The organism is Clostridium sp. cel8, assembly GCF_014050525.1.
GTDB lineage: Bacteria > Bacillota > Clostridia > Clostridiales > Clostridiaceae > Clostridium_B.
Genome location: NZ_JACGAG010000006.1, coordinates 59,857 through 81,487, shown reverse-complemented (window position 1 = coordinate 81,487; position 21,631 = coordinate 59,857). Strand labels below are relative to the sequence as shown.

Here is a 21,631-nt window from a genome sequence, read left to right as displayed (position 1 = left end):
ATGGCAAAATATATAATGGCACTAGATCAAGGAACTACAAGCTCAAGATGTATATTATTTAATAAAAATGGACTACCAGTAAGTACATCACAAAAGGAATTCAAACAAATATATCCAGAAAGTGGCTGGGTAGAACATGATCCTATGGAAATATGGGCTACGCAATTTGGTGTTGCTACTGAGGCACTTCTTAAAGCAAATATAAGCGCAGAAGATATAGAAGCAATTGGAATAACAAATCAGAGAGAAACGACTATTGTTTGGGATAAGAGAACAGGACTTCCTATATATAATGCAATAGTATGGCAGTGTAGGAGAACTTCAGATTATTGTAATGAGCTTAAGGCAAAGGGAATAGACAAAATGATAAAGGACAAGACAGGACTTGTGCTGGATGCATATTTTTCAGCTACTAAAATAAAATGGATATTAGATAATGTTCCTTCTGCAAGACGCGAAGCTGAAAGAGGTAATCTTATATTTGGTAACGTTGACACATGGCTTATTTGGAACCTTACTAAGGGGAAAGTACATGTAACCGATTATACAAATGCATCAAGGACTATGCTTTTCAATATACACGAACTTAAATGGGATAAAGAACTCCTTGAATTATTTGACATTCCTGAGTCAATGCTTCCTGAAGTAAAACCATCAAGTTGTGTTTATGGAGAAACAGCAGAATCTTTATTTGGTGTAAAAATTCCAGTAGCAGGAGATGCAGGAGATCAGCAGGCAGCACTCTTTGGACAAACTTGTTTTAAGCCTGGAATGGCAAAGAATACTTATGGCACAGGTTGTTTTCTCCTTATGAATACAGGAGAAAAAATAGTAGAGTCTAAAAAAGGACTTCTAAGCACAATAGCAATAGGTATAGATGGAAAAGTTGAATATGCACTTGAAGGAAGTATATTTATAGGTGGAGCATCTATACAATGGCTAAGAGATGAACTTAGAATGCTTAAGTCGGCACCAGAATCTGAAAAATACTGTGAGGCAGTAGAAGATACTTGTGGAGTATATCTTGTACCTGCATTTGTAGGACTTGGAGCTCCATATTGGGATCAGTATGCAAGAGGAATTATGGTTGGAATTACAAGAGGTACTAAAAAGGAACATTTTGTAAGAGCCACAGTTGAATCCCTTGCATATCAGACATATGATGTGCTTAAAGCTATGGAAGAAGACTCTAAAATAGAACTTAAAGCACTTAAAGTTGATGGTGGAGCTTGTGCAAATAATTTCCTCATGCAGTTCCAGTCTGACATATTAAATGTACAAGTTGACAGACCACAAGTAATAGAAACTACTGCCCTTGGAGCAGCATATCTTGCAGGTATTGCAGTAGGATACTGGAAAGATAGAGAAGAGGTAACTAAGAACTGGGCAGTATCTAAGAATTTTGTTCCTAAAATGGATGAAAGCAAGAGAACTGAGCTTCTAGACGGATGGCATGAAGCAGTTAAGAGATCCATGGGTTGGGTAAAAAATAAATAAGATTTTATAAAAGTCCTGCAGAATTTCTGTAGGACTTTTAATATGGCAAAAAATTTGAAAGGAAGTTTACTATTTATCTAAAATTAGTGTAATATATATTTATAAAATATATTATTCTTAATAAATGAGGAGGTATTATTTTGAAAAGTGCAGTAGTTTTATTAGATAATGGATTTGAAGATATTGAAGCACTTACACCAGTGGATATTTTAAGAAGAGGAGATGTAAATTGCATAATTGCATCTGTAGATGACAGCGTATATAAGAGTAGTTCAAGAAATACAACTATAAAAACTGATGATACACTTAAAAATATAGATCCAGACAAATATGAAGCTTTAATACTTCCTGGAGGAATTCCTGGAGCAACAAATTTAAGAGATAATGAAAATGTAATAGATTTAGTAAAGAGGTTTTATTCAAAGGGAAAAATCGTAGCTGCTATATGTGCAGCACCTATAGTTTTAAAAAAAGCAGGAATTATTGATGGAAAAAAGGTTACTTCAAATCCTGGCTTTAAAGATGAATTAGGAAAAGTTGATTATAAGGAAGATCTTGTAGTTCAAGATGGAAATATAATAACAAGTAGAGGGGCTGCTACATCAATTTACTTTGCATTTAAGATACTTGAAAATATAACAGATGAAAGTACTGTAAAAAGAGTGGAAAAATCTACGGTTATGAATCTTGTTAAAGAGTACTATGGTAAGTAGATATGAACTTTACTACTTTAAAAAATGGTATTAAGTTAATACATGAGCCAAGACAAGGGGGAATAACTTCCTTCTGTATTGGCTTTAATGTGGGAGCTCTAAATGAGTACCCAAATTTTAATATAGGAACAGCCCATGCACTTGAACACATGATATCTAAAGGAACAAAGTACAGAAGTGAAGAAGAAATAAATGAAATATTTGACAATATATTTGGCTTTGAAAATGCAATGACTAATTATCCATATACAATATATTATGGAAGTTGTTTGACTAAAAATATAGAAACAGCACTTAAACTGTACTCAGAAATACTTTTAAGTCCTCTGTTTCCAAGAAAAGATTTCAAAAGTGAAATGGATATAATATTGGAGGAGTTGAAAGAATGGAAGGGAGATCCAAATAGAAATTGTGAAGATACTCTATTTATGAATTCATTTAAAAAAAGGAGAATAAAGTATCCCATAATAGGATCAGAAGAGAGTATAAAATCAATTACTATAGAAGAGGTAATTCGTTTTTATAAGTGCTTTTACAATCCAGACAATTGTGTAATAAGTTTTTCTTCACCTTTAGATTTTGAAGTTATATGTAGTTTAGTTGAAATGTATTTTGGAAATTGGGAAAATTCTAGCTTTTATTTAAATACTGAAAGCATAGAATTTGATTATGAGAAAAATATTTCTGGAACTTATTATGAGAAAAAACATAATTCAAAGGCGGCTAAAATTCAGTATATTTTTGACATAAGTAATGTAACATTTGAAGAATTTAAAGCGCTTATGCTGTTTAACTGTGCTTTTGGAGAGGGAACTAGCAGTTTCCTTTTTCATGAAATTAGAACTAAAAATGCAGCAGCTTATGAAATAGGAAGTCATATAAAAAATGAAAATGGGATAAAACTTCTTTCAATAAATATGGGAACATCTATAGAAAAGGTTAGAAAATCAATAGATATTATAGATAATGTTATAAATGAGATAAAAAATAGTAGAGAATATTTTACAAAAGAAGTCATATGTAACCTTGCAAATAGAATAAAAATAAAGAGAGAACTTAAAATTGAAAGATCCATTCAGCTTTGCAAAGAGCTTACAACATATCAGCTTATGTATGGGGATTTTAAAAGATTTTATAGAGAAGTTCAGGGGCTTGAGAAAATTTCTGGAAAAGATATATGCTATGTAATAAGCAAAGTTTTGAATAATCCTTCTATACAAGTAGTAGAAAGTTAATCATATATTTCATAGTGTCTAGATAGATAAGAAGGTGAGAATTTGCATAAAAGATGGATGCTTAGAAGGCGCAGGATAGATGAGCAGGTAATGAGGAAAACAGGTATAAGCAAAATTATAATGTCAATACTTGCAAATAGAGGTATAACTTCAGAAAAGGAAGTAGATGAATTTATTCATCCTTCAGTAGATAAATTATTAGATCCATTTATGATGAAGGATATGGATATAGGAACTAATATAATATGTAATGAAATAAGGAAAAATAATAAAATTGCAGTTTACGGAGATTATGATTGTGATGGAATAACAAGTACATATATACTTTACAATGGACTTTTGCGCTGTGGAGCAGATGTTATATACCATATACCTGACAGAATAAAAGAAGGTTATGGTATGAACATAAAAAGCATAGAAAAACTTAAAAGAGAAAACATATCAACAATTATAACTTGTGACAATGGAATATCTGCATTAAAGGAAATTGAAAGAGCAAAAGAACTTGGTATGAATGTAATTGTAACTGATCATCATGACATACCTTTTGCTGAAGATGGAGAAGGAAAAATAATTCAAAAAATTCCATGTGCAGATGCTGTAATAAATCCTAAACAAGAAGGCTGCAAGTATCCATTCAAAATGCTTTGTGGTGCAGGAGTTGCATTTAAATTTATACAGGCACTTTATAGTAAAATGGGAAAAGATAAAAAAGATGCATTTGAATTTATTGAATATGCAGCAATTGGTACAATATGTGACGTAGTAGATATTGTAGGTGAAAATAGGATAATTGCAAAATTAGGACTTCAATCACTTAACAATACAAAAAATATAGGACTTAAATATCTTATAGAGGAAAATAAACTAGAGCTTGGAAGTATACGATCCTATCATATAGGATTTGTATTGGGACCATGTATAAATGCATCAGGGAGAATTGAAAGTGCAGCTACATCTTTAAAACTTCTTATGGCAGACAGTACTGAAAATGCAAAAGAGTTAGCACAGAAACTTAGAGGGTTTAATTTAAAAAGACAGGAAATGACTGAAAAGAGTTTAAATGAAATAATTTATATGATTGAAAATTCAAGTCTAAAGCAGGATAGAGTTATTGTAGTGTATAAAGAGGACATTCATGAAAGTATTGCAGGAATAGTTGCAGGAAAGTTAAGGGAAAAATACAATTTACCTTCTATTGTAATCACAAGAGGAGATAGTTTTTGTAAGGGGTCTGGTAGATCCATAGATGAATATGATATGTTCTCTGAACTTACAAAGTGTGCAGATTTAATGGAAAACTTCGGAGGACACAAAATGGCAGCTGGTATGTCTATAAAAGAGGAGAACATAGATAAGCTTAGAAAAAGGCTGAATGATAATTGTAGACTTACAAATGAGGATATAATACCTAAGATAATAATAGATAAGAGGCTTCCTATAGATAGTATAAGTTTTGATGTTATAGATAACATAAAATCCTTAGAACCATTTGGAAAGGGAAACCCAGCACCTGTCTTTGCAGAAAAAAATATAGAGGTCATCAGAGTTTACCTTATTGGAAAAGATAAAAATACTTTAAAATTATGTTGTAGATTTAAAAATACTATGGGAAAATTAGATGCAATAAGTTTTAATGCAGGAGAAAAATTTAAGGAAATTATTAAAGAATCCTATGGAATATATGAAATGAATAAGATTTTAAAAAATGATTTCAAACATATTTTTATGGATATGGTATTTTCTCCTGTAGTTAATGAATATAGAAACAATAAAAGTATTCAGATTATAGTGAAAGACTTTAGAATTTCAATTCACAATTAAGAATTCACAAATCACAGTGAAGGACGATTTTTCTTTGGGAAAAATCTAAAATATAGTTTTTGTGAGGCAAAGCTGAAGAAAAACAACAATCATTGTGAATTGAGAATCGTGAATCGTGAATTGAAATACAATTAAGAATGCACAATTCACAATGCACAGTGAAGGATGATTTTTCTTTGGAAAAATCTAAAATAAAGTTTTTCTGAAGCAAAGCTGAAGAAAAGCAACAGTCATTGAGAATTGTGAATTGTGAATCGTGAATTGAAATACAATTAAGAATGCACAATTCACAATGCACAGTGAAGGATGATTTTTCTTTGGAAAAATCTAAAATAAAGTTTTTCTGAAGCAAAGCGTAGGAAAAGCAACAGTCATTGTGAACTGTGAACTGCAAACTGTGCATTGTATTGAATTGAGAATTGAAATACAATTCACAATTAAGAATTCACAATGCACAGTGAAGGACGATTTTTTCTTTCAAAAAATCTAAAATAAAGTTTTTCTGAAGCAAAGCTGAAGAAAAACAACAGCCATTGTGAACTGTGAATTGAGAATTGTGCATTGTATTGCATTGTATTGAATTGATAAAAGTGTGGAGGAATAGACTTTGAAGAAGATAATTTTAACAGGTGGAGGATCAGCAGGACATGTGACTCCAAATCTGGCTCTTGTACCGAAATTGAAGAAAATGGGATATGTTGTGCAGTATATTGGCAGTAAAAATGGAATTGAAAGAAAAATAATAACATCTCATAAAATACAGTATTTTGCAATATCAAGTGGAAAGCTAAGAAGATATTTTGATATAAAAAATTTTACGGACCCATTTAAAGTAATGAAAGGAGTTATTCAAGCTTTTTTAATAATCAAAAGGGAGAATCCTAACATAGTATTTTCAAAAGGAGGATTTGTTTCTGTGCCAGTTGTAATTGCTGCTTATTTAAGTAAGGTTCCAGTTATAGCACATGAGTCGGATATAACTCCAGGTCTTGCAAATAGGATATCTCAGCCATATTGCAGTAAAATATGTGTTACTTTTCCTGAATCACTAAAAAAGATAAAGGATAATAAGGGAGTTTTAACTGGTACTCCAATAAGACAGGAAATTATAGATGGAAGTAGGATAATTGGAAGAAGAATTTGCAAGTTTAGTAATGATAAGCCAATTTTATTGGTAATTGGAGGAAGCCTTGGGTCTAAATTTATAAATAATATAGTAAGAAAATCACTTGATTTGCTTATTCAAAAATACAATATAATCCATATATGTGGAAAAGGAAACATAGATAAAAATAGAGAAAATATAAAAGGTTATGTACAATTTGAGTATGTAAATGAGGATATGCCACATATATTAAATGCAGCTGATATTGTAATATCAAGGGCTGGTGCAAATGCCATATTTGAGATACTTGCACTTAAAAAACCCAATATTTTGATTCCACTTTCAAGGAAGTCAAGTAGAGGAGATCAGATATTAAATGCTAAATCTTTTAAAAAAAGGGGATATAGCATAGTACTTGAGGAAGAAACTTTAAACTCAAAATTGCTTGTAGATAAAGTAAATGAACTATATACAGAAAGAAATATGTATATAAATAAAATGAGCTCAAGTGATTTAGGTAATGGAGTTGATAATATAATAGATATAATTAAGAGATATAGTAAGAAATAATAATGTAAAATTTTATATATAAAAATTATGTTTTGTTAAATATTATTATATGTTATAATAATTAAAGTATATTAATTATAGTTCATATTAAGCTTGATATTTTGGAGATTATTGTATGTATAAAGTTTTAATTAATATTTTAAAATTTTAGATAATACTTTTCTTTGATAAAATATATTGTTAAAAAGATATTTATAATTTCTCATAATTAAGAAGGAAAAAAGATATAGAATCTAGAATTCTTTGGAATAGGACTATAAAATTTTAATGCATTGAAAGGTGGTGATATTGATATGAAAAAAGTTGCTATAATATATTGGAGTAATGGAGGAAATGTAGAGGTTTTAGCTGATGAAATTTCAAAAGGTGCTAAGAGTGAGGGAGCTGATGTTGTTATAAAACAGGTTCAAGATGCAAAAGTTGAGGATGTAACTTCAGCTGATGCAGTTGCCTTTGGAAGTCCTTCAATGGATAATAACAGAATAGAACAGAAAGAAATGGCTCCATTTATAAATGAATTTAAACTTCTTCCTTCAAATAATAAGAAAACTGTATTATTTGGATCCTATGGTTGGGATGAAGGTGCTTTTCTTGAAGACTTTGAAAAAACTGTAACTGATTATGGATTTGAAGTAGTTGGAAAACTTGCAGTTAATGAAGCACCAAGCGATGATCAAATTAAAAAGGCGGAAGAACTTGGAAAATTACTTGCAAAATAGATAATTTAATATGTAAAATTAGATATATATTCTCGTTGATATGCAATGTTAATTAGAATAATATGAATACGTTTTGTTATTTTATTGTTTTTTTTGAAATAGATACTTTATAAAATTAATACAGATAAGAATTATCCTTAAAATTACTTATGATTTTATTGTAGACAAATAAAAAAAATAAGTAATACAGTATAAATTTATAATTTACAGATTTCATTTTTTGTTGTATAGTAAGAATGTAAGTTTAATTAAAATATAATTAAGATATCTTGTATACTTTTAGGATGTGTAAAGATATATTTTTTAATATCAAAGAAGGAGAGGAATTTTTTATGAGAAAAATGAAGACTATGGATGGAAATACTGCTGCAGCTCATGTTTCATATGCATTTACTGATGTAGCGGCTATTTATCCAATAACTCCATCATCACCAATGGCTGAACATGTGGATGAATGGGTTGCTCAAGGAAGAAAGAATATATTTGGACAAAAAGTAAAAGTTATGGAAATGCAATCTGAAGCAGGTGCATCAGGTGCTGTACATGGTTCACTTCAAGGAGGAGCATTAACTACTACTTATACTGCATCACAGGGTCTTTTACTTATGATACCTAATATGTATAAAATAGCAGGAGAACTTCTTCCAGGAGTATTCCATGTATCTGCTAGAGCAATTGCAGCAAATTCACTTAGTATATTTGGAGATCATCAAGATGTAATGGCTTGTAGACAAACTGGATTTGCGCTTCTTGCAGAGAGTTCAGTACAGCAGGTTATGGATCTTTCAGCAGTAGCTCATCTTTCTGCTATAAAAGGTAGAGTCCCATTTTTGAACTTTTTTGATGGTTTTAGAACTTCACATGAAATTCAAAAGATTGAAGTGCTTGAATATGATGAATTAGCTAAGCTTCTTGATAAAGATGCTTTAAAAGCATTTAGAAGAAGAGCACTTAATCCAGATCATCCAGTAACTAGAGGAACTGCACAGAATCCTGATATATATTTCCAGGAAAAAGAAATAAGTAACAAATATTATGATGCACTTCCTGAAATAGTTGAAAACTATATGGCGGAAATAACTAAGCTTACAGGAAGAGAATATCACCTGTTCAATTACTATGGAGCAGAAGATGCCGATAGATTGATAATAGCAATGGGTTCAGTTTGTGAAACTATTGCAGAAACAGTAGATTATTTGAATTCAAAAGGAGAAAAAGTTGGTCTGTTGACAGTTCACTTATATAGACCATTCTCAATAAAACATTTCTTTAAATATATACCAAAGACAGTTAAGAAAATTGCTGTCCTTGATAGAACTAAAGAACCAGGATCAACTGGAGAACCACTTTACTTAGATGTAAAGAATGCTTTCTATGGAAAAGACGTTCAACCTACAATAGTTGGAGGAAGATATGGACTTGGTTCAAAAGATACACTTCCATCAGATATTGTAGCTGTATATGAAAACTTAAAATCAGATACTCCTAAAGATAGATTTACTATAGGTATAGTAGATGATGTTACAAATACATCACTTCCAAGAGCAACAGAAATAGATGTTACTCCAGAGGGAACTAAAGCTTGTAAGTTCTGGGGACTTGGATCAGATGGTACTGTTGGAGCAAACAAGAGTGCTATAAAGATTATAGGAGATCATACAGACATGTATGCACAGGGTTACTTTGCATATGATTCAAAGAAATCCGGTGGTATAACTGTATCTCATTTGAGATTTGGTAAATCACCAATAAGATCACCATATCTTATAGATAAGGCTGATTTTATTGCAGTTCACAACCAGTCTTATGTTCATAAGTACAATGTACTTGAAGGACTTAAAAAAGGTGGAAATTTCTTGCTCAATACAATTTGGACACCTGAAGAGCTTGAAAGAGAACTTCCAGCTTCAATGAAGAGATATATAGCAAATAATGATATAAATTTCTATACATTAAATGCTGTAAAGATAGCTCAGGAAATAGGACTTGGCGGAAGAATAAACATGATTTGTCAGGCTGCATTCTTTAAGATTGCAAACATAATACCAATAGAAGATGCTATTAAATACTTAAAAGAAGCAGTTGTAACTTCTTATGGTAAAAAGGGACAAAAAGTTGTTGATATGAACAATGCTGCTATAGATAGAGGCGTTGATGCAGTAGTTAAGATAGATGTACCTGATTCATGGAAGAGCGTAGAAGATGAAGCTGCAGCTACAAAAGAAGTTCCAGAGTTCATAGAAAAAATAGTTTATCCTATTAATAGACAAGATGGAGATAAGCTTCCAGTAAGTGCATTTGAAGGCATGGAAGATGGTACATTTCCAGCAGGAACTGCAGCTTATGAAAAAAGAGGAGTTGCTATAAATGTACCTGAATGGGATGTAGATAAATGTATTCAGTGTAATCAGTGCTCATTTGTATGTCCTCATGCAGCAATAAGACCAGTTCTTACTACTGATGAAGAATTAGCTAAAGCACCTAAAGAATTTAAGTCTAAACCAGCAATGGGAGCTAAAGGACTTAACTTTACAATTATGGTTTCACCTCTTGATTGTGCAGGATGTGGAAATTGTGCTGACATATGTCCAGCTAAGGAAAAAGCTCTTACTATGAAACCAATAGGAACTCAGCTTAAGAATAAAGATGCTTGGGATTATGCAATGTCAGTATCACATAAGGAAAACCCAATGAAGAACAAGTATAGTGTAAAAGGCAGTCAATTTGAACAACCACTTCTTGAATTCTCAGGAGCTTGTGCAGGTTGTGGAGAAACTCCTTATGTAAAACTTGTAACTCAGTTGTTTGGAGATAGAATGATGGTTTCAAATGCAACAGGATGTTCATCAATATGGGGAGCATCAGCACCAGCAACTCCATACACTACTAATTATAGAGGACAAGGTCCAGCATGGGCAAATTCATTGTTTGAAGATAATGCTGAATATGGATTAGGAATGCATCTTGGAGTTAGTCAGACAAGAGAAAAACTTGTAGATGATGCTAAGAAGGCATTAGAATCTGGAGTAAGTGCAGAATTAAAGGCAGCTCTTGAGGACTGGATTGCAAATGTAAATGAAGGCGAAGGTTCAAGAGAAAGAGCAGATAAATTAACAGCTATACTTGAAAAAGAAAAGGGAAATGATGTATTATTAAATTCATTATATGAAAATAGAGATTACTTCGTTAAGAGATCACAATGGATCCTTGGTGGAGATGGTTGGGCTTACGATATAGGATATGGTGGTTTAGATCATGTTCTAGCATCAGGCGAAGATGTAAATGTACTTGTACTTGATACAGAAGTTTATTCAAATACAGGTGGACAATCATCAAAAGCAACTCCAGCAGCAGCTATAGCTAAGTTTGCAGCAAGTGGTAAGAGGACTAAGAAGAAGGACTTAGGAATGATGGCAATGTCTTATGGTTATGTATATGTTGCACAGATATCCATGGGTGCTAACAAGAACCAGACATTGAAAGCAATACGTGAAGCAGAAGCTTATCATGGACCATCACTTATAATAGCTTATGCACCATGTATAAACCACGGATTGAAAGCTGGAATGGGTAAGAGCCAAGAAGAAGCTAAAAAAGCAGTTGAGTGTGGATATTGGGCACTTTACAGATATAACCCAGAATTAAAAGAAGCTGGAAAGAATCCATTTATACTTGATTCAAAAGAGCCAACTGGAGATTTCAAAGAGTTCTTGCTTGGTGAAGTAAGATATGCTTCACTTAAGAAGCAATTCCCAGAGCAAGCAGAGGCATTATTTGAGAAAACTAAAAGAGATGCAATGGAAAGATTGGAAAAATACAAGAAGCTTGCAGCTGAGTAGTAAAAATCAGATAGATTTTAAATCGGATAGGTTTTCTATCCGATTTTTTTATACAAATTTTAAAAAAATAAAAAAAAGCTTTTAATATTGAAGTATTAAGGGTAAAATTAAAACATAACACTAAAAGGAGGTTCATATATGAACAAAGAAAATTTGCAGGATAATGATATGAGTAAAGAAAGTTGCGGCTGTGGCTGTAATGATGAACATGAAAATTCTTGTGGATGTGGATGTACAGATCATAATCATGAGGCAATAATGGTTGATTTAGAAGACGAAAATGGAAATACAATTTCTTGTCAAGTTGTAGATGGATTTGTATTTAAAGAAATTGAATATGCTGTAGTCCAAAACCCAAATGATAACAGTGTATATCTTTTTAAAGTTGTAGGAGAAGGAGAAACAGGTGAACTTGTAATTCCTGACGATGAGGAATTTGAAGAGGCATCAAAATACTATTCATCACTTGAAGATTAGTAAAATATTTTATTTAATATTGAAAGAGAAGGTAAAAATTCTTCTCTTTCTTAAAATTAAAGAATAAATTTTATAATAAACTATTTCCATGAGAGTACTTTGATTCCCATTGTATTTTTTTTCTTAAAATTTATAAGATAAGGATTGCCGACAAGTCTTAAAAGAGGCAGATCCGATAGAGAATCTGAGAACATATATGAGTTTTTAAAGTCAACTTCTATATTTTCAGACTTAAGATATTTTTTTAGTCTTATTACCTTTTCATTTCCTTTACAATTGTTTCCATTCATTTTATTTGAATACTTTCCATTTTTCTTTAAAAATACACTTCCTATAATTTTATCAACTTCTTTTATATTATATAGTGTATTTAGATAAAATTCAGGAGATGCAGATATTAAATAAATTTTATATCCTAAAGACTTTAATTTTTTAATTTCGTTTATAGCATCTTTGTACAATATCTTGCTTAGACGATTTTTATAAAACTCATCTACAATAGAATCCATTTTTTCATCAGTAATACCATTTATGAACTCTAAAAATATTTGTTTTGATGTTTTTGCTTTCATAAATCCAATTAGAAATAGAAAAGATGATATAAGTGCCATTGGGGCATGAAATATTAAAATAGGATGCTTTTTTACCATAAATAGATAGAATTCAAGTAGAGTTTCACGTTTTGTTATAGTAAAATCTACATCGAATATTGCAAGTTTTTCCAAACAAATCACAACCCTTCTTTTCAATGCACAATTCAATACAATTCACAGTTCACGATTCACAATGCACAATTCAATTCAGTTCACAATTCACGATTCTCAGTTCACAATTCAATACAATGCACAGTTCAAATCAATGCACAATTCAATTCAGTTCACAATGCACAATAAATGTTAGATTTTTCCATAGAAAAATCATCCTTCATTGTGCATTGTGCATTGTGAATTCTTAATTGTCACTGTCATCCTTCATTGTGCATTGTGCATTGTGAATTCTTAATTGTCACTGTGAACTGTGAATTGTTAATTCTTAATTGTTTTAATTATAGCATAAAATTTTGTTTGTGTGGAAATTATACTTTGGATAATGATAAAATGTAAGTGAATAGATATATTAACAGCTGATTGATTTTCATGTAAATTTTACGTTTAAGTTGCATTTACAATAAAACTTTATAGAGGTGGGATATAATTGAATAATTCCTGTAAATTTTTTATGCAAAATGACGAAATAAAAAGCTTTGATGATTTCCCAAAAGAAATTATAGATTCTGGAAGTTCAATTTATGAAGTAATTCGTGTTATAGATGGAAAGCCATTGTTTTTAAAGGAGCATATTGTTAGATTAGAGAATTCTGCAAAGAAAGCAAACTTAAAACTTTGGATTTCAAAAGAAGATATAAAAAAGAAAATATTTAAAATTATAGATTTAAATAAGTGCTATGTAGGTAATATAAAGTTTATTTTTAATTATAACTCAAAGAATAATTTTTTACTTTATTTTATTGAACATCATTATCCTTCTAAAGATAATTATGAAAATGGAGTTAAAACTATATTATTCTTTGGAGAAAGACATAATCCAAATGCCAAGATAATAGATAATAACTTTAGAGAAAAAGTTGACATAAAAATAAAGGAGAAGAATGTATTTGAAGCACTTCTTGTAGATAGAAATGGTAATATAACTGAAGGAAGTAGATCAAATGTGTTTTTTGTAGATAATGAAAAAATTTTTACAGCACCACTTGAGCAAGTATTACCTGGTACTACAAGACAGATTATATTTGAGTTATGTAAAAAAATGAGAATAAATTTAGTAGAAAAGAAGATAGATTATAGGCAAATTAATAATTTTGATGCTGTTTTTATATCTGGTACTTCACCTAAAATTCTACCTGTAAGTTATATAGATGATGTCAAATTCAACTCTTCAAAAAATGATATTGTTCTCAAAATAATGAAGTCATATGATGAGAGAATACATCAGGATATAGAGAATTTTGACTTATAATATTTATTTTGGAATTGAACATTTATGAGTGGAGGATGATATTTATGAAAAAAGTATTTAGGGGAAATTCACTTGAAGCATGTCTAGAGGCTGCAGCTAATGACTTAAATATGAAAAAAGAGGATCTTAACTATAAAGTTTTAGAGAATAAAAAGAGTTTCTTTAGGAGAAAAGTTGCAATTGAGATAGAATACATGGACAATAAGGAAATTGATCATGAAAACATTGAGGAAGATTCTAAAATAAATGGTACAATAAAAATAATAAATGGTAATATAATAGTAACAGATCCTAAAGATGGAGGCACACCTGCAGTAATAGAAAAGGGAAGTGGTATGAAACTCATTATAGATGGAAGAAATATAGAAAAGAAAAGTGAAGTTTTAGCAAGCAGTAAAATAGAAGTGGTTTTAAGTGGTCAAGAAGCTACAAGACAGCTTAATATTTTTACTTCTAATGATAAGATGGAAGTTTATGCACAAGCTGTGTATGTTCCTAAAGTAATATATAAACTTCGTGATACATCTGCAAAGGAAAGAGTTCTGCTTTCAAGGGAAGTTTTACAAAAAATTGATCCTCCTAAATACACAGAAGAAGATATAAAAAAAGAACTTTCAAAAAATGGTATAGTATATGGTATAATAGAAGAAAATTTTCATAAACTTGAAGAAAATAGTAAGGAAAAAATAATAGTGGCAAAAGGGAAAAAAGCAGTAGATGGTGAAAATGATTCTATAGAGATTAAATTTGAAACTTTACCAACATTTAAAGAAGATAAAATAGGAAATATAGATTTTAAAAGTATAGGGGTTGTATCCTCCGTAAAGAAAGGTGAAGTAATAGCTGTAAGACATCCTGGAAAAGAAGGTGAAGATGGATTTGACGTTACTGGAAAAGTAATAAAGGCAAAAATCGGAAAGAAACGTACTATAAAAGCTGGTGCTGGATGTATTATGAAAGATGAAAATACATTATGTGCTGTAATAGATGGTAAGCCTTCTTTTAAAGGTAATACATTTTATGTAAAACAGGTACATGAGTTGAATAATGATGTAGATCTTAAAACTGGAAATGTTTGCTTTTTAGGTGATATAAATGTTCACGGAAATATAAGAGAGGGAATGAAAATAGAGTGTGGTAATAATCTAGTTGTAGATAGGGATATTGAGAGGTCAGTTTTAACTGCAAGAGGAAATATAGTTGTAAAGGGAAGTATAGTTGCATCAAAGGTAAGTGGTGGTGGCGATGATGTAAAAAAAATAAAGACAGTAGAGCATCTTACAAAATTCAATAAGTTAATGAAGGAACTTATAAATGCAGTTAAAGAAATTAAAATGTATAATCTCCTTGGGGAGGAAAAAAGAGATGGTGAGATTATAAAGATACTACTGGAAAACAGATTTAAAAATATAATTAAATTGAGTATTTATATAATTTCAGATCTAAATACTCAGTGTCTAGATAAAAATATGCAGCAAGATGATGTTGTAAAATATATAAGGTCACATCTCATGGGAATGGGGCCTATAAGTATAGAAGATTATAGAGATTTAAATGAAATTGTAGAAAGAGTAAACATGAAAATAGAAGAAATGAATTGCACACTTAAATTACCTGTAAAAGTTGTTATAGCATATTGTCAGGATTCAGATATTGAAAGTTCAGGCGATATAGTAATAACAAGTAAAGGAGAATACATTTCAAATATTTTTGCAAATGGTTCCATTGAATTTTTACAGAAAAATTCTGTTGCAAGGGGAGGTTATCTCAAGGCAAAAAAAGATATAAAATGCAGTGTTATTGGAAGTGTAGCAGGAGTTACGACTAAAGTTGAAGTAGAAGATCAAGGAAATATATGGGCAGATGTTGCATATCATAATACTGTTTTTAAAGTTGGAAAAAGGGAGTTTATACTTGATTCTCCAAGTAGAAATGTACATGCTTATCTAAAAGATGGAGATATATTTGTAGATAAACTTTTATTGTAAATTTTGTTGTATATATTTCAATTTATGAATTATAATGTAATATGTTAGTTAAAAATATAGTGAGGAGGATATTTAAATGGATGAAAAAGAATTGAAGGTACTTATATTTAGTATAAATGGTGAGTTTTATGCTACGGATATTATGGAAGTTGAAAGAATACTTGGCTACGAGGAAACTACAAAAATTCCAGATTCCCCAGACTTTGTAGAAGGAGTTATAAATTACTCAGGGAAAATACTTCCAGTTATATCACTCACAAAAAAATTTGGACTTGAATACAATGGAGATAATAAAAATTCTAAAATTATTGTCACAAAGCAAGATGAAAATAAAATTGGAATTATAGTAGATGTTGTATCTGAGGTAAGAGATATAGATAGAGAAACAATTGAAGTTCCACCTGAAATTGTTTCTGGTATATCAAAAAGATATATAAAGGGACTTATAAAAGTGGATGGAAAAATAATAATATTTTTAAATCTTTTTACAATATTAACAGAGGAAGAAAAGCAGCTTATACAAGAATAATTCAACAATAATTGAAAGGTGCAGTATTATGGATATAAAGAAAATAAAAGTAGGAATTGCAGATATGAATACAGCTTCATCACCTGATATAATTATGACTATTGGTTTAGGCTCGTGTGTAGGTATAGCTATATATGATAAATACAATTTAATAGGTGGACTTGCACATATAATGCTTCCAGATAGTACCCAGTTTAGTAATGTAAAAAATCCGATGAAGTTTGCTGATCTGGCTATACCAATGCTTATAGAAAAATTAGAAAAACTTGGGGCAGGAAAGAAAAATCTTACTGCTAAAATAGCAGGAGGAGCTTCAATGTTCAATTTTTCAGATAAAAAGATGATAATGGACATAGGAAATAGAAATGGTAAATCTGTAAAATTGAATTTAAAAAAGTATTCAGTACCTCTCATAGCAGAAGATCTTGGGGGAAATAAAGGGAGAACTATGATATTTGATACTTCTAATGGGAAAGTTGAAATAAAAACCGTTGGTTTAGGAATAAAGGAATTGTAGATTTTAATTTACTTGAGGTGATAGAGTTTGGAAAAAATAAAGGTTTTAGTGGTGGATGATTCGGCACTAATGAGAAAAGTAATTTCTGATATTATAGAAGAAGATGAAGAAATAAAAGTTATAGGTACTGCAAGAAATGGAGAGGACTTACTCCACAAGCTTTCAAAGGCAGATGCTGAAACTATGCCAGATATAATAACATTGGATGTAGAAATGCCTATAATGGATGGTATAACTGTATTAAAGGAAATGAAAAAAAGACATATATGTATACCTACAATAATATTAAGTAGTGATTCAAAATCTGGGACTAAACTTACAATGGAATGTCTTGAACAAGGTGCTTTTGATTTTTTACCAAAGCCTTCAAGAAAGTTGTCAATTGATATATATAAGGTAAAAGATGAGCTTATAAGAAAAATAAAAATATCCCATAAGATATGTAAAATAAAAGGGTCAACAGCAAAGATAGAAAATAAAAAAACAGTTAACAATAATGTAAAGATTGATAGAAATAAATACAAAAGGAATATACAAGCTATAGTAATAGGAGCATCTACAGGCGGACCTAAGGCTATATATTCTGTTATAACAAATTTACCTGAAAATATGGGAGTACCTGTTTTTATAGTACAACATATGCCTGTTGGATTTACAAAAGCATTTTCAGAGAGGCTTGATGCAAATTCAAAGCAGAAAGTAATTGAAGCAGAAGACAATATGAAAATTGTTCCAAATAGAGTATATGTGGCACCTGGTGGATATCATATGGAAGTTTTGGAAGATAAGAGGATACATTTAAATAAAGAACCATCTATATGGGGAGTAAGGCCAGCTGTAGACAAACTCTTTATTTCTGCATCAAAAGTATACAAAAGAAATCTAGTAAGTGTTGTTTTAACTGGTATGGGAAAAGATGGAGCACATGGAACTGAAGTTGTAAAAGATAATGGTGGTATTACAATATCTGAAGATAAATCTACATGCACAATTTATGGTATGCCCAAAGTAGCTTATGAAACTGGAAAAGTGGACATGGTTTTGAAACTCGATGAAATAGCCGATAAACTAGTAAGCTTAGTATCAGTTTCAGGGAGGTGAATTTTATGATTAATGATATGGATTATTTTGAAAGATGGGTTTTAAATGAATTTAACATAAATTTGTCTGCCTACAAGCCGAATCAGCTTCACAGAAGGATAAATAGCCTAATGTCGAGGGTAGGTGTAAATAGCATACATGAGTACATAGGACTTTTAAATAGAGATAGATCACAGAGGCAAAAGTTTTTGGATTTTATAACTATAAATGTATCTGAGTTTTTTAGGAATCCCGAAATATTTAAGGAAGTAAAAAAAATATTAAAAGAAGAACTTGCAAAATCTCCAAGAAAACTTAAGATATGGAGTGCAGCCTGTTCTATAGGGGCAGAACCTTATTCTCTTGGAATATATTTGAATGAACTATCTCCACTGTTATCTCATTATATTCTTGCAACAGATATAGATAACACTATAATTTCAAGGGCTAAAATGGGAGAGTATTCTGCACAGGAAGTAAAAAATGTTAAAAAAGAATATTTGGATAAATATTTTATAAAAAAAGACGATAAGTATATTATAAAGAACAATATAAAGAAAATGGTTACTTTTAAAAAGCATGATCTGATATTGGACAGCTATGAAAGTAATTTTGATCTTATAGTATGTAGAAATGTAGTAATATATTTTAACCAAGACATAAAGGATAAAATATATGAAAAGTTTAGTAAATCCCTGAAAAAGGGAGGGGTGTTGTTTGTAGGAGCTACTGAAAGTATATATAATTATAGAGATTATGGGTTTGAAAAAGCTTCTACCTTTATATACAGAAAGCTATAAGGAGGAAATGAGATGGATACATCGCAGTACATGTCTATGTTCCTGGAAGAAGGAATGGATAATTTGCAAACTTTAAATGAATCTCTTCTTCAACTTGAACAGGAACCTGATAATGTAGACAAGGTAAATGAAATTTTTAGAGTTGCACACACCATAAAAGGAATGGCAGCTACTATGGGATTTAATAAGATGGCAGAACTTACTCATAAAATGGAGGATGTTCTATCTGAATTTAGGGAAGGCGAACTTAGTGTAACTCAAAATGTAGTAACGGTTCTCTTTAAGTGTCTTGATACTCTAGAGCAGATGCTTAAAAATATAGAAGATGGTGTTGATGATGAAACTCCAATTGAAGATATAATGGAGGAACTTGAAAAAATAGCAGAGCAAGGCAAAAAAGGTGATGAAGGTGAATCACAGAAAAAAGAGGAGCCTGAGGAGAAAACTGAAGATAAAAAACAAGAAAAAGAAGGTACAAATTCAGAAAATAGCACACAAGATATTGAATTAAATGAGTATGATATAAATGTCATAAAGCAGGCAAAAGACAAAGGATATGGAGCTTATTCAATAAAGATAATTTTAAGTGAGAATACTCTTTTGAAATCTGCAAGGGCATTTTTGATATTCAAAAGCTTAGAAGAAGTTGGAGAGATTACAAAGTCCGTTCCTGGAACAGAGGATCTTGAAAATGAGAATTTCGATTTTGAAATAAACTTGGTAGTAATTTCAACTAAAAGCAATGAACAGATAAGTGATATATTGCTAGGTATATCTGAGGTTGAAAGTGTTGAGGTAAATGACATAGATATTGAAGCAGAAAAACAGAATAAAATAAAAGAGGAGAGCAAAAAGGCAGCTGCTAAAAAAGTTATACAACCTAAGCCTGTAGAGTCAAATGTAAAGTCGAAGAATGCAAAATCTAAAAAAGTGCAGAAAGCACAGACACAAAAGAAACCACGAAGAAAAGTGCATCAATCTGTAAGAGTGGACCTTGGAAGACTTGATAAGTTTATGAATATGGTGTCTGAACTTGTAATACACAGGACAAGACTTGAACAGATAACTAGTAATTACAAGTCTGCAGAGTTAAATGAAACTTTAGAGCAGGTTGCTAGAACTACTTCAGATCTCCAAGATCTTGTTATGAAAATAAGAATGTTGCCTCTTGATACAGTATTTAGTAGATTCCCAAGACTTATAAGGGATCTTTCAGTTGAACTTGGTAAGGAAATGGAGCTTGTGATTGAAGGAGCCGATACAGAACTTGACAGAACTGTAATAGATGAAATAGGAGAACCTCTTATTCATCTTATAAGAAATGCAGCAGATCATGGAATTGAGAAGAAAGAAGATAGGATAAAAGCTGGAAAGGATCCTGTTGGAAAAGTAAAACTTATTGCCTATCAAGAAGGAACTCAAGCAGTTATAAAAGTAGAAGATGATGGAGCTGGAATAAGTGTAGAAAAGATAAGTCAAAAGGCTCAAGAAATGGGGATAAATACTGAAGGTATGTCAGATGCTGATATAAGAAATCTTATATTTATGCAGGGATTTACCACAAATAAAAAGGTTACAGATATATCTGGAAGAGGAGTTGGTATGGATGTTGTAAAAAACAAAATATCTTCTCTAAATGGTACTGTAGACCTTATAAGTGAAGAGGGAAAAGGTTCCTCATTTATAATAAGACTTCCACTTACGCTTCAGATAATTCAAGCACTTCTTGTAAAAGTCGGAGAAGAGACAATGGCAATATCACTTGGATATATAGATAGAGTTATAAATTACAGAGATGACATAGTAAAGATGTCAAATAATAGTGAAATTATAATATACAATGGGAAAATAATTCCTTTTATAAGGTTATATGAAAGACTTGAACTTAAAAAATCTGAAAGTAATAAAAACTATATAGTAATAGTAAAGGTTGGAGAAAAAACTGCAGGACTTATGGTAGATTCACTTCTTGGACAGAAGGAGATAGTTATAAAACCACTTGGAAAGACGCTTCAGTCCATGGAAGAGTATATTGGAGCTACAATATTAGGTGATGGACTTGTAACGCTTATATTGGATGTTGCAGCTCTCGTTTAAGGAGGATATAATATTATGAGTTATGATAATCTTACTCCTATGCAGATAGATGCACTAAAAGAAGTTGGAAATATAGGTACAGGAAATGCAGCAACTGCATTGTCACAGCTTTTAAATAAGAAAGTTGATATGACAGTACCTTCTATAAATATAGTACCTTTTAGTAAAATATTTGAATGCATTGGAGAAGAAGAACCAGTTGTAGGGGTAGTAGTTAGAATACTTGGTGATACACCTGGAAATATATTATTTATATTTGAAAAAAAGGTGGCTCTTGGTATAGTGTATGATTTGACTGGTGAAAAATCAGAAGAACTTACAGAAATGGGAAATTCAACTATATGTGAAATAGGAAATATAATATCCAGTTCATATATGAATGCAATATCAAAATTTACAGGATTATCTATAACACCATCTGTACCAGCAGTTACTTATGATATGTTAGGAGCAATATTGTCCACTACATTTATAGAAGCTGGTCAATTTGAAGAATATGTTCTTGACATAGAAACTGTATTTATAGAAGACAATTCACAGATAAATGGGCACTTTTATTATATACCTATGCCAGGATCTCTTGAAAAGATACTTGGAACTCTTGGAATAGGATAATAATATAGTG

Annotated in this window: 17 protein-coding genes; 16 read left to right on the top strand and 1 reads right to left on the bottom strand. The window is 30.8% G+C overall.

The window, feature by feature from the left end:
- From glpK to H2684_RS07245, 8 genes are all read left to right on the top strand, one after another.
- Positions 1–1,497, top strand: coding sequence for a glycerol kinase GlpK (gene glpK / locus H2684_RS07280; protein WP_182088742.1), 1,497 nt, complete (start codon positions 1–3; stop codon positions 1,495–1,497).
- A 140-nt stretch (positions 1,498–1,637) separates the two neighbouring features.
- Entirely contained in the window at positions 1,638–2,210 is a 573-nt protein-coding gene (locus H2684_RS07275) for a DJ-1 family glyoxalase III (protein WP_182088741.1), read from the top strand.
- Between the two features lie 2 nt (positions 2,211–2,212).
- A complete protein-coding gene (locus H2684_RS07270; protein WP_182088740.1) occupies positions 2,213–3,445 on the top strand; it encodes a pitrilysin family protein in 1,233 nt (410 codons plus the stop codon).
- Positions 3,446–3,487: 42 nt separating this feature from the next.
- Entirely contained in the window at positions 3,488–5,269 is a 1,782-nt protein-coding gene (gene recJ / locus H2684_RS07265; RefSeq protein ID WP_182088739.1) for a single-stranded-DNA-specific exonuclease RecJ, read from the top strand.
- Positions 5,270–5,876: 607 nt separating this feature from the next.
- Complete coding sequence (locus tag H2684_RS07260; protein ID WP_182088738.1) at positions 5,877–6,944, top strand: undecaprenyldiphospho-muramoylpentapeptide beta-N-acetylglucosaminyltransferase; 1,068 nt, start codon at positions 5,877–5,879, stop codon at positions 6,942–6,944.
- 293 nt (positions 6,945–7,237) lie between these two features.
- Positions 7,238–7,663: a flavodoxin gene (locus H2684_RS07255; protein WP_182088737.1), complete on the top strand. Its 426-nt coding sequence runs from the start codon at positions 7,238–7,240 to the stop codon at positions 7,661–7,663.
- 332 nt (positions 7,664–7,995) lie between these two features.
- Positions 7,996–11,502, top strand: a complete 3,507-nt coding sequence (gene nifJ / locus H2684_RS07250) for a pyruvate:ferredoxin (flavodoxin) oxidoreductase (protein WP_182088736.1) — start codon at positions 7,996–7,998, stop codon at positions 11,500–11,502.
- A 138-nt stretch (positions 11,503–11,640) separates the two neighbouring features.
- Positions 11,641–11,979, top strand: a complete 339-nt coding sequence (locus H2684_RS07245; RefSeq protein ID WP_182088735.1) for a DUF1292 domain-containing protein — start codon at positions 11,641–11,643, stop codon at positions 11,977–11,979.
- An 80-nt stretch (positions 11,980–12,059) separates the two neighbouring features.
- Here the strand turns inward: H2684_RS07245 and H2684_RS07240 are convergent, their stop codons facing one another.
- Positions 12,060–12,704 (bottom strand): HAD-IB family hydrolase, encoded by a 645-nt coding sequence (locus H2684_RS07240; protein WP_182088734.1) that lies wholly within the window; start codon positions 12,702–12,704, stop codon positions 12,060–12,062.
- A 493-nt stretch (positions 12,705–13,197) separates the two neighbouring features.
- Here H2684_RS07240 and H2684_RS07235 point away from each other — a divergent pair, with 493 nt between their 5' ends.
- The 8 genes from H2684_RS07235 (at position 13,198) to H2684_RS07200 (ending at position 21,621) form a co-directional block, all read left to right on the top strand.
- On the top strand, positions 13,198–13,995 hold the full coding sequence (locus tag H2684_RS07235; protein WP_182088733.1) for an aminotransferase class IV: 798 nt from the start codon (positions 13,198–13,200) through the stop codon (positions 13,993–13,995).
- 44 nt (positions 13,996–14,039) lie between these two features.
- Positions 14,040–15,983 carry a flagellar assembly protein A gene (locus H2684_RS07230; RefSeq protein ID WP_182088732.1) on the top strand — a complete coding sequence of 648 codons (1,944 nt, stop codon included), beginning with the start codon at positions 14,040–14,042 and terminating at the stop codon, positions 15,981–15,983.
- Positions 15,984–16,059: 76 nt separating this feature from the next.
- Entirely contained in the window at positions 16,060–16,512 is a 453-nt protein-coding gene (locus tag H2684_RS07225; protein WP_182088731.1) for a chemotaxis protein CheW, read from the top strand.
- A gap of 28 nt (positions 16,513–16,540) precedes the next feature.
- Positions 16,541–17,029 (top strand): chemotaxis protein CheD, encoded by a 489-nt coding sequence (locus tag H2684_RS07220; RefSeq protein ID WP_182088730.1) that lies wholly within the window; start codon positions 16,541–16,543, stop codon positions 17,027–17,029.
- A 27-nt stretch (positions 17,030–17,056) separates the two neighbouring features.
- Positions 17,057–18,130 carry a chemotaxis response regulator protein-glutamate methylesterase gene (locus tag H2684_RS07215; protein ID WP_182088729.1) on the top strand — a complete coding sequence of 358 codons (1,074 nt, stop codon included), beginning with the start codon at positions 17,057–17,059 and terminating at the stop codon, positions 18,128–18,130.
- Between the two features lie 5 nt (positions 18,131–18,135).
- Positions 18,136–18,909: a protein-glutamate O-methyltransferase CheR gene (locus H2684_RS07210; RefSeq protein WP_182088728.1), complete on the top strand. Its 774-nt coding sequence runs from the start codon at positions 18,136–18,138 to the stop codon at positions 18,907–18,909.
- Between the two features lie 12 nt (positions 18,910–18,921).
- On the top strand, positions 18,922–21,006 hold the full coding sequence (locus H2684_RS07205) for a chemotaxis protein CheA (RefSeq protein WP_182088727.1): 2,085 nt from the start codon (positions 18,922–18,924) through the stop codon (positions 21,004–21,006).
- A 15-nt stretch (positions 21,007–21,021) separates the two neighbouring features.
- On the top strand, positions 21,022–21,621 hold the full coding sequence (locus tag H2684_RS07200; RefSeq protein ID WP_182088726.1) for a chemotaxis protein CheC: 600 nt from the start codon (positions 21,022–21,024) through the stop codon (positions 21,619–21,621).
- Positions 21,622–21,631: the final 10 nt, after the last annotated feature.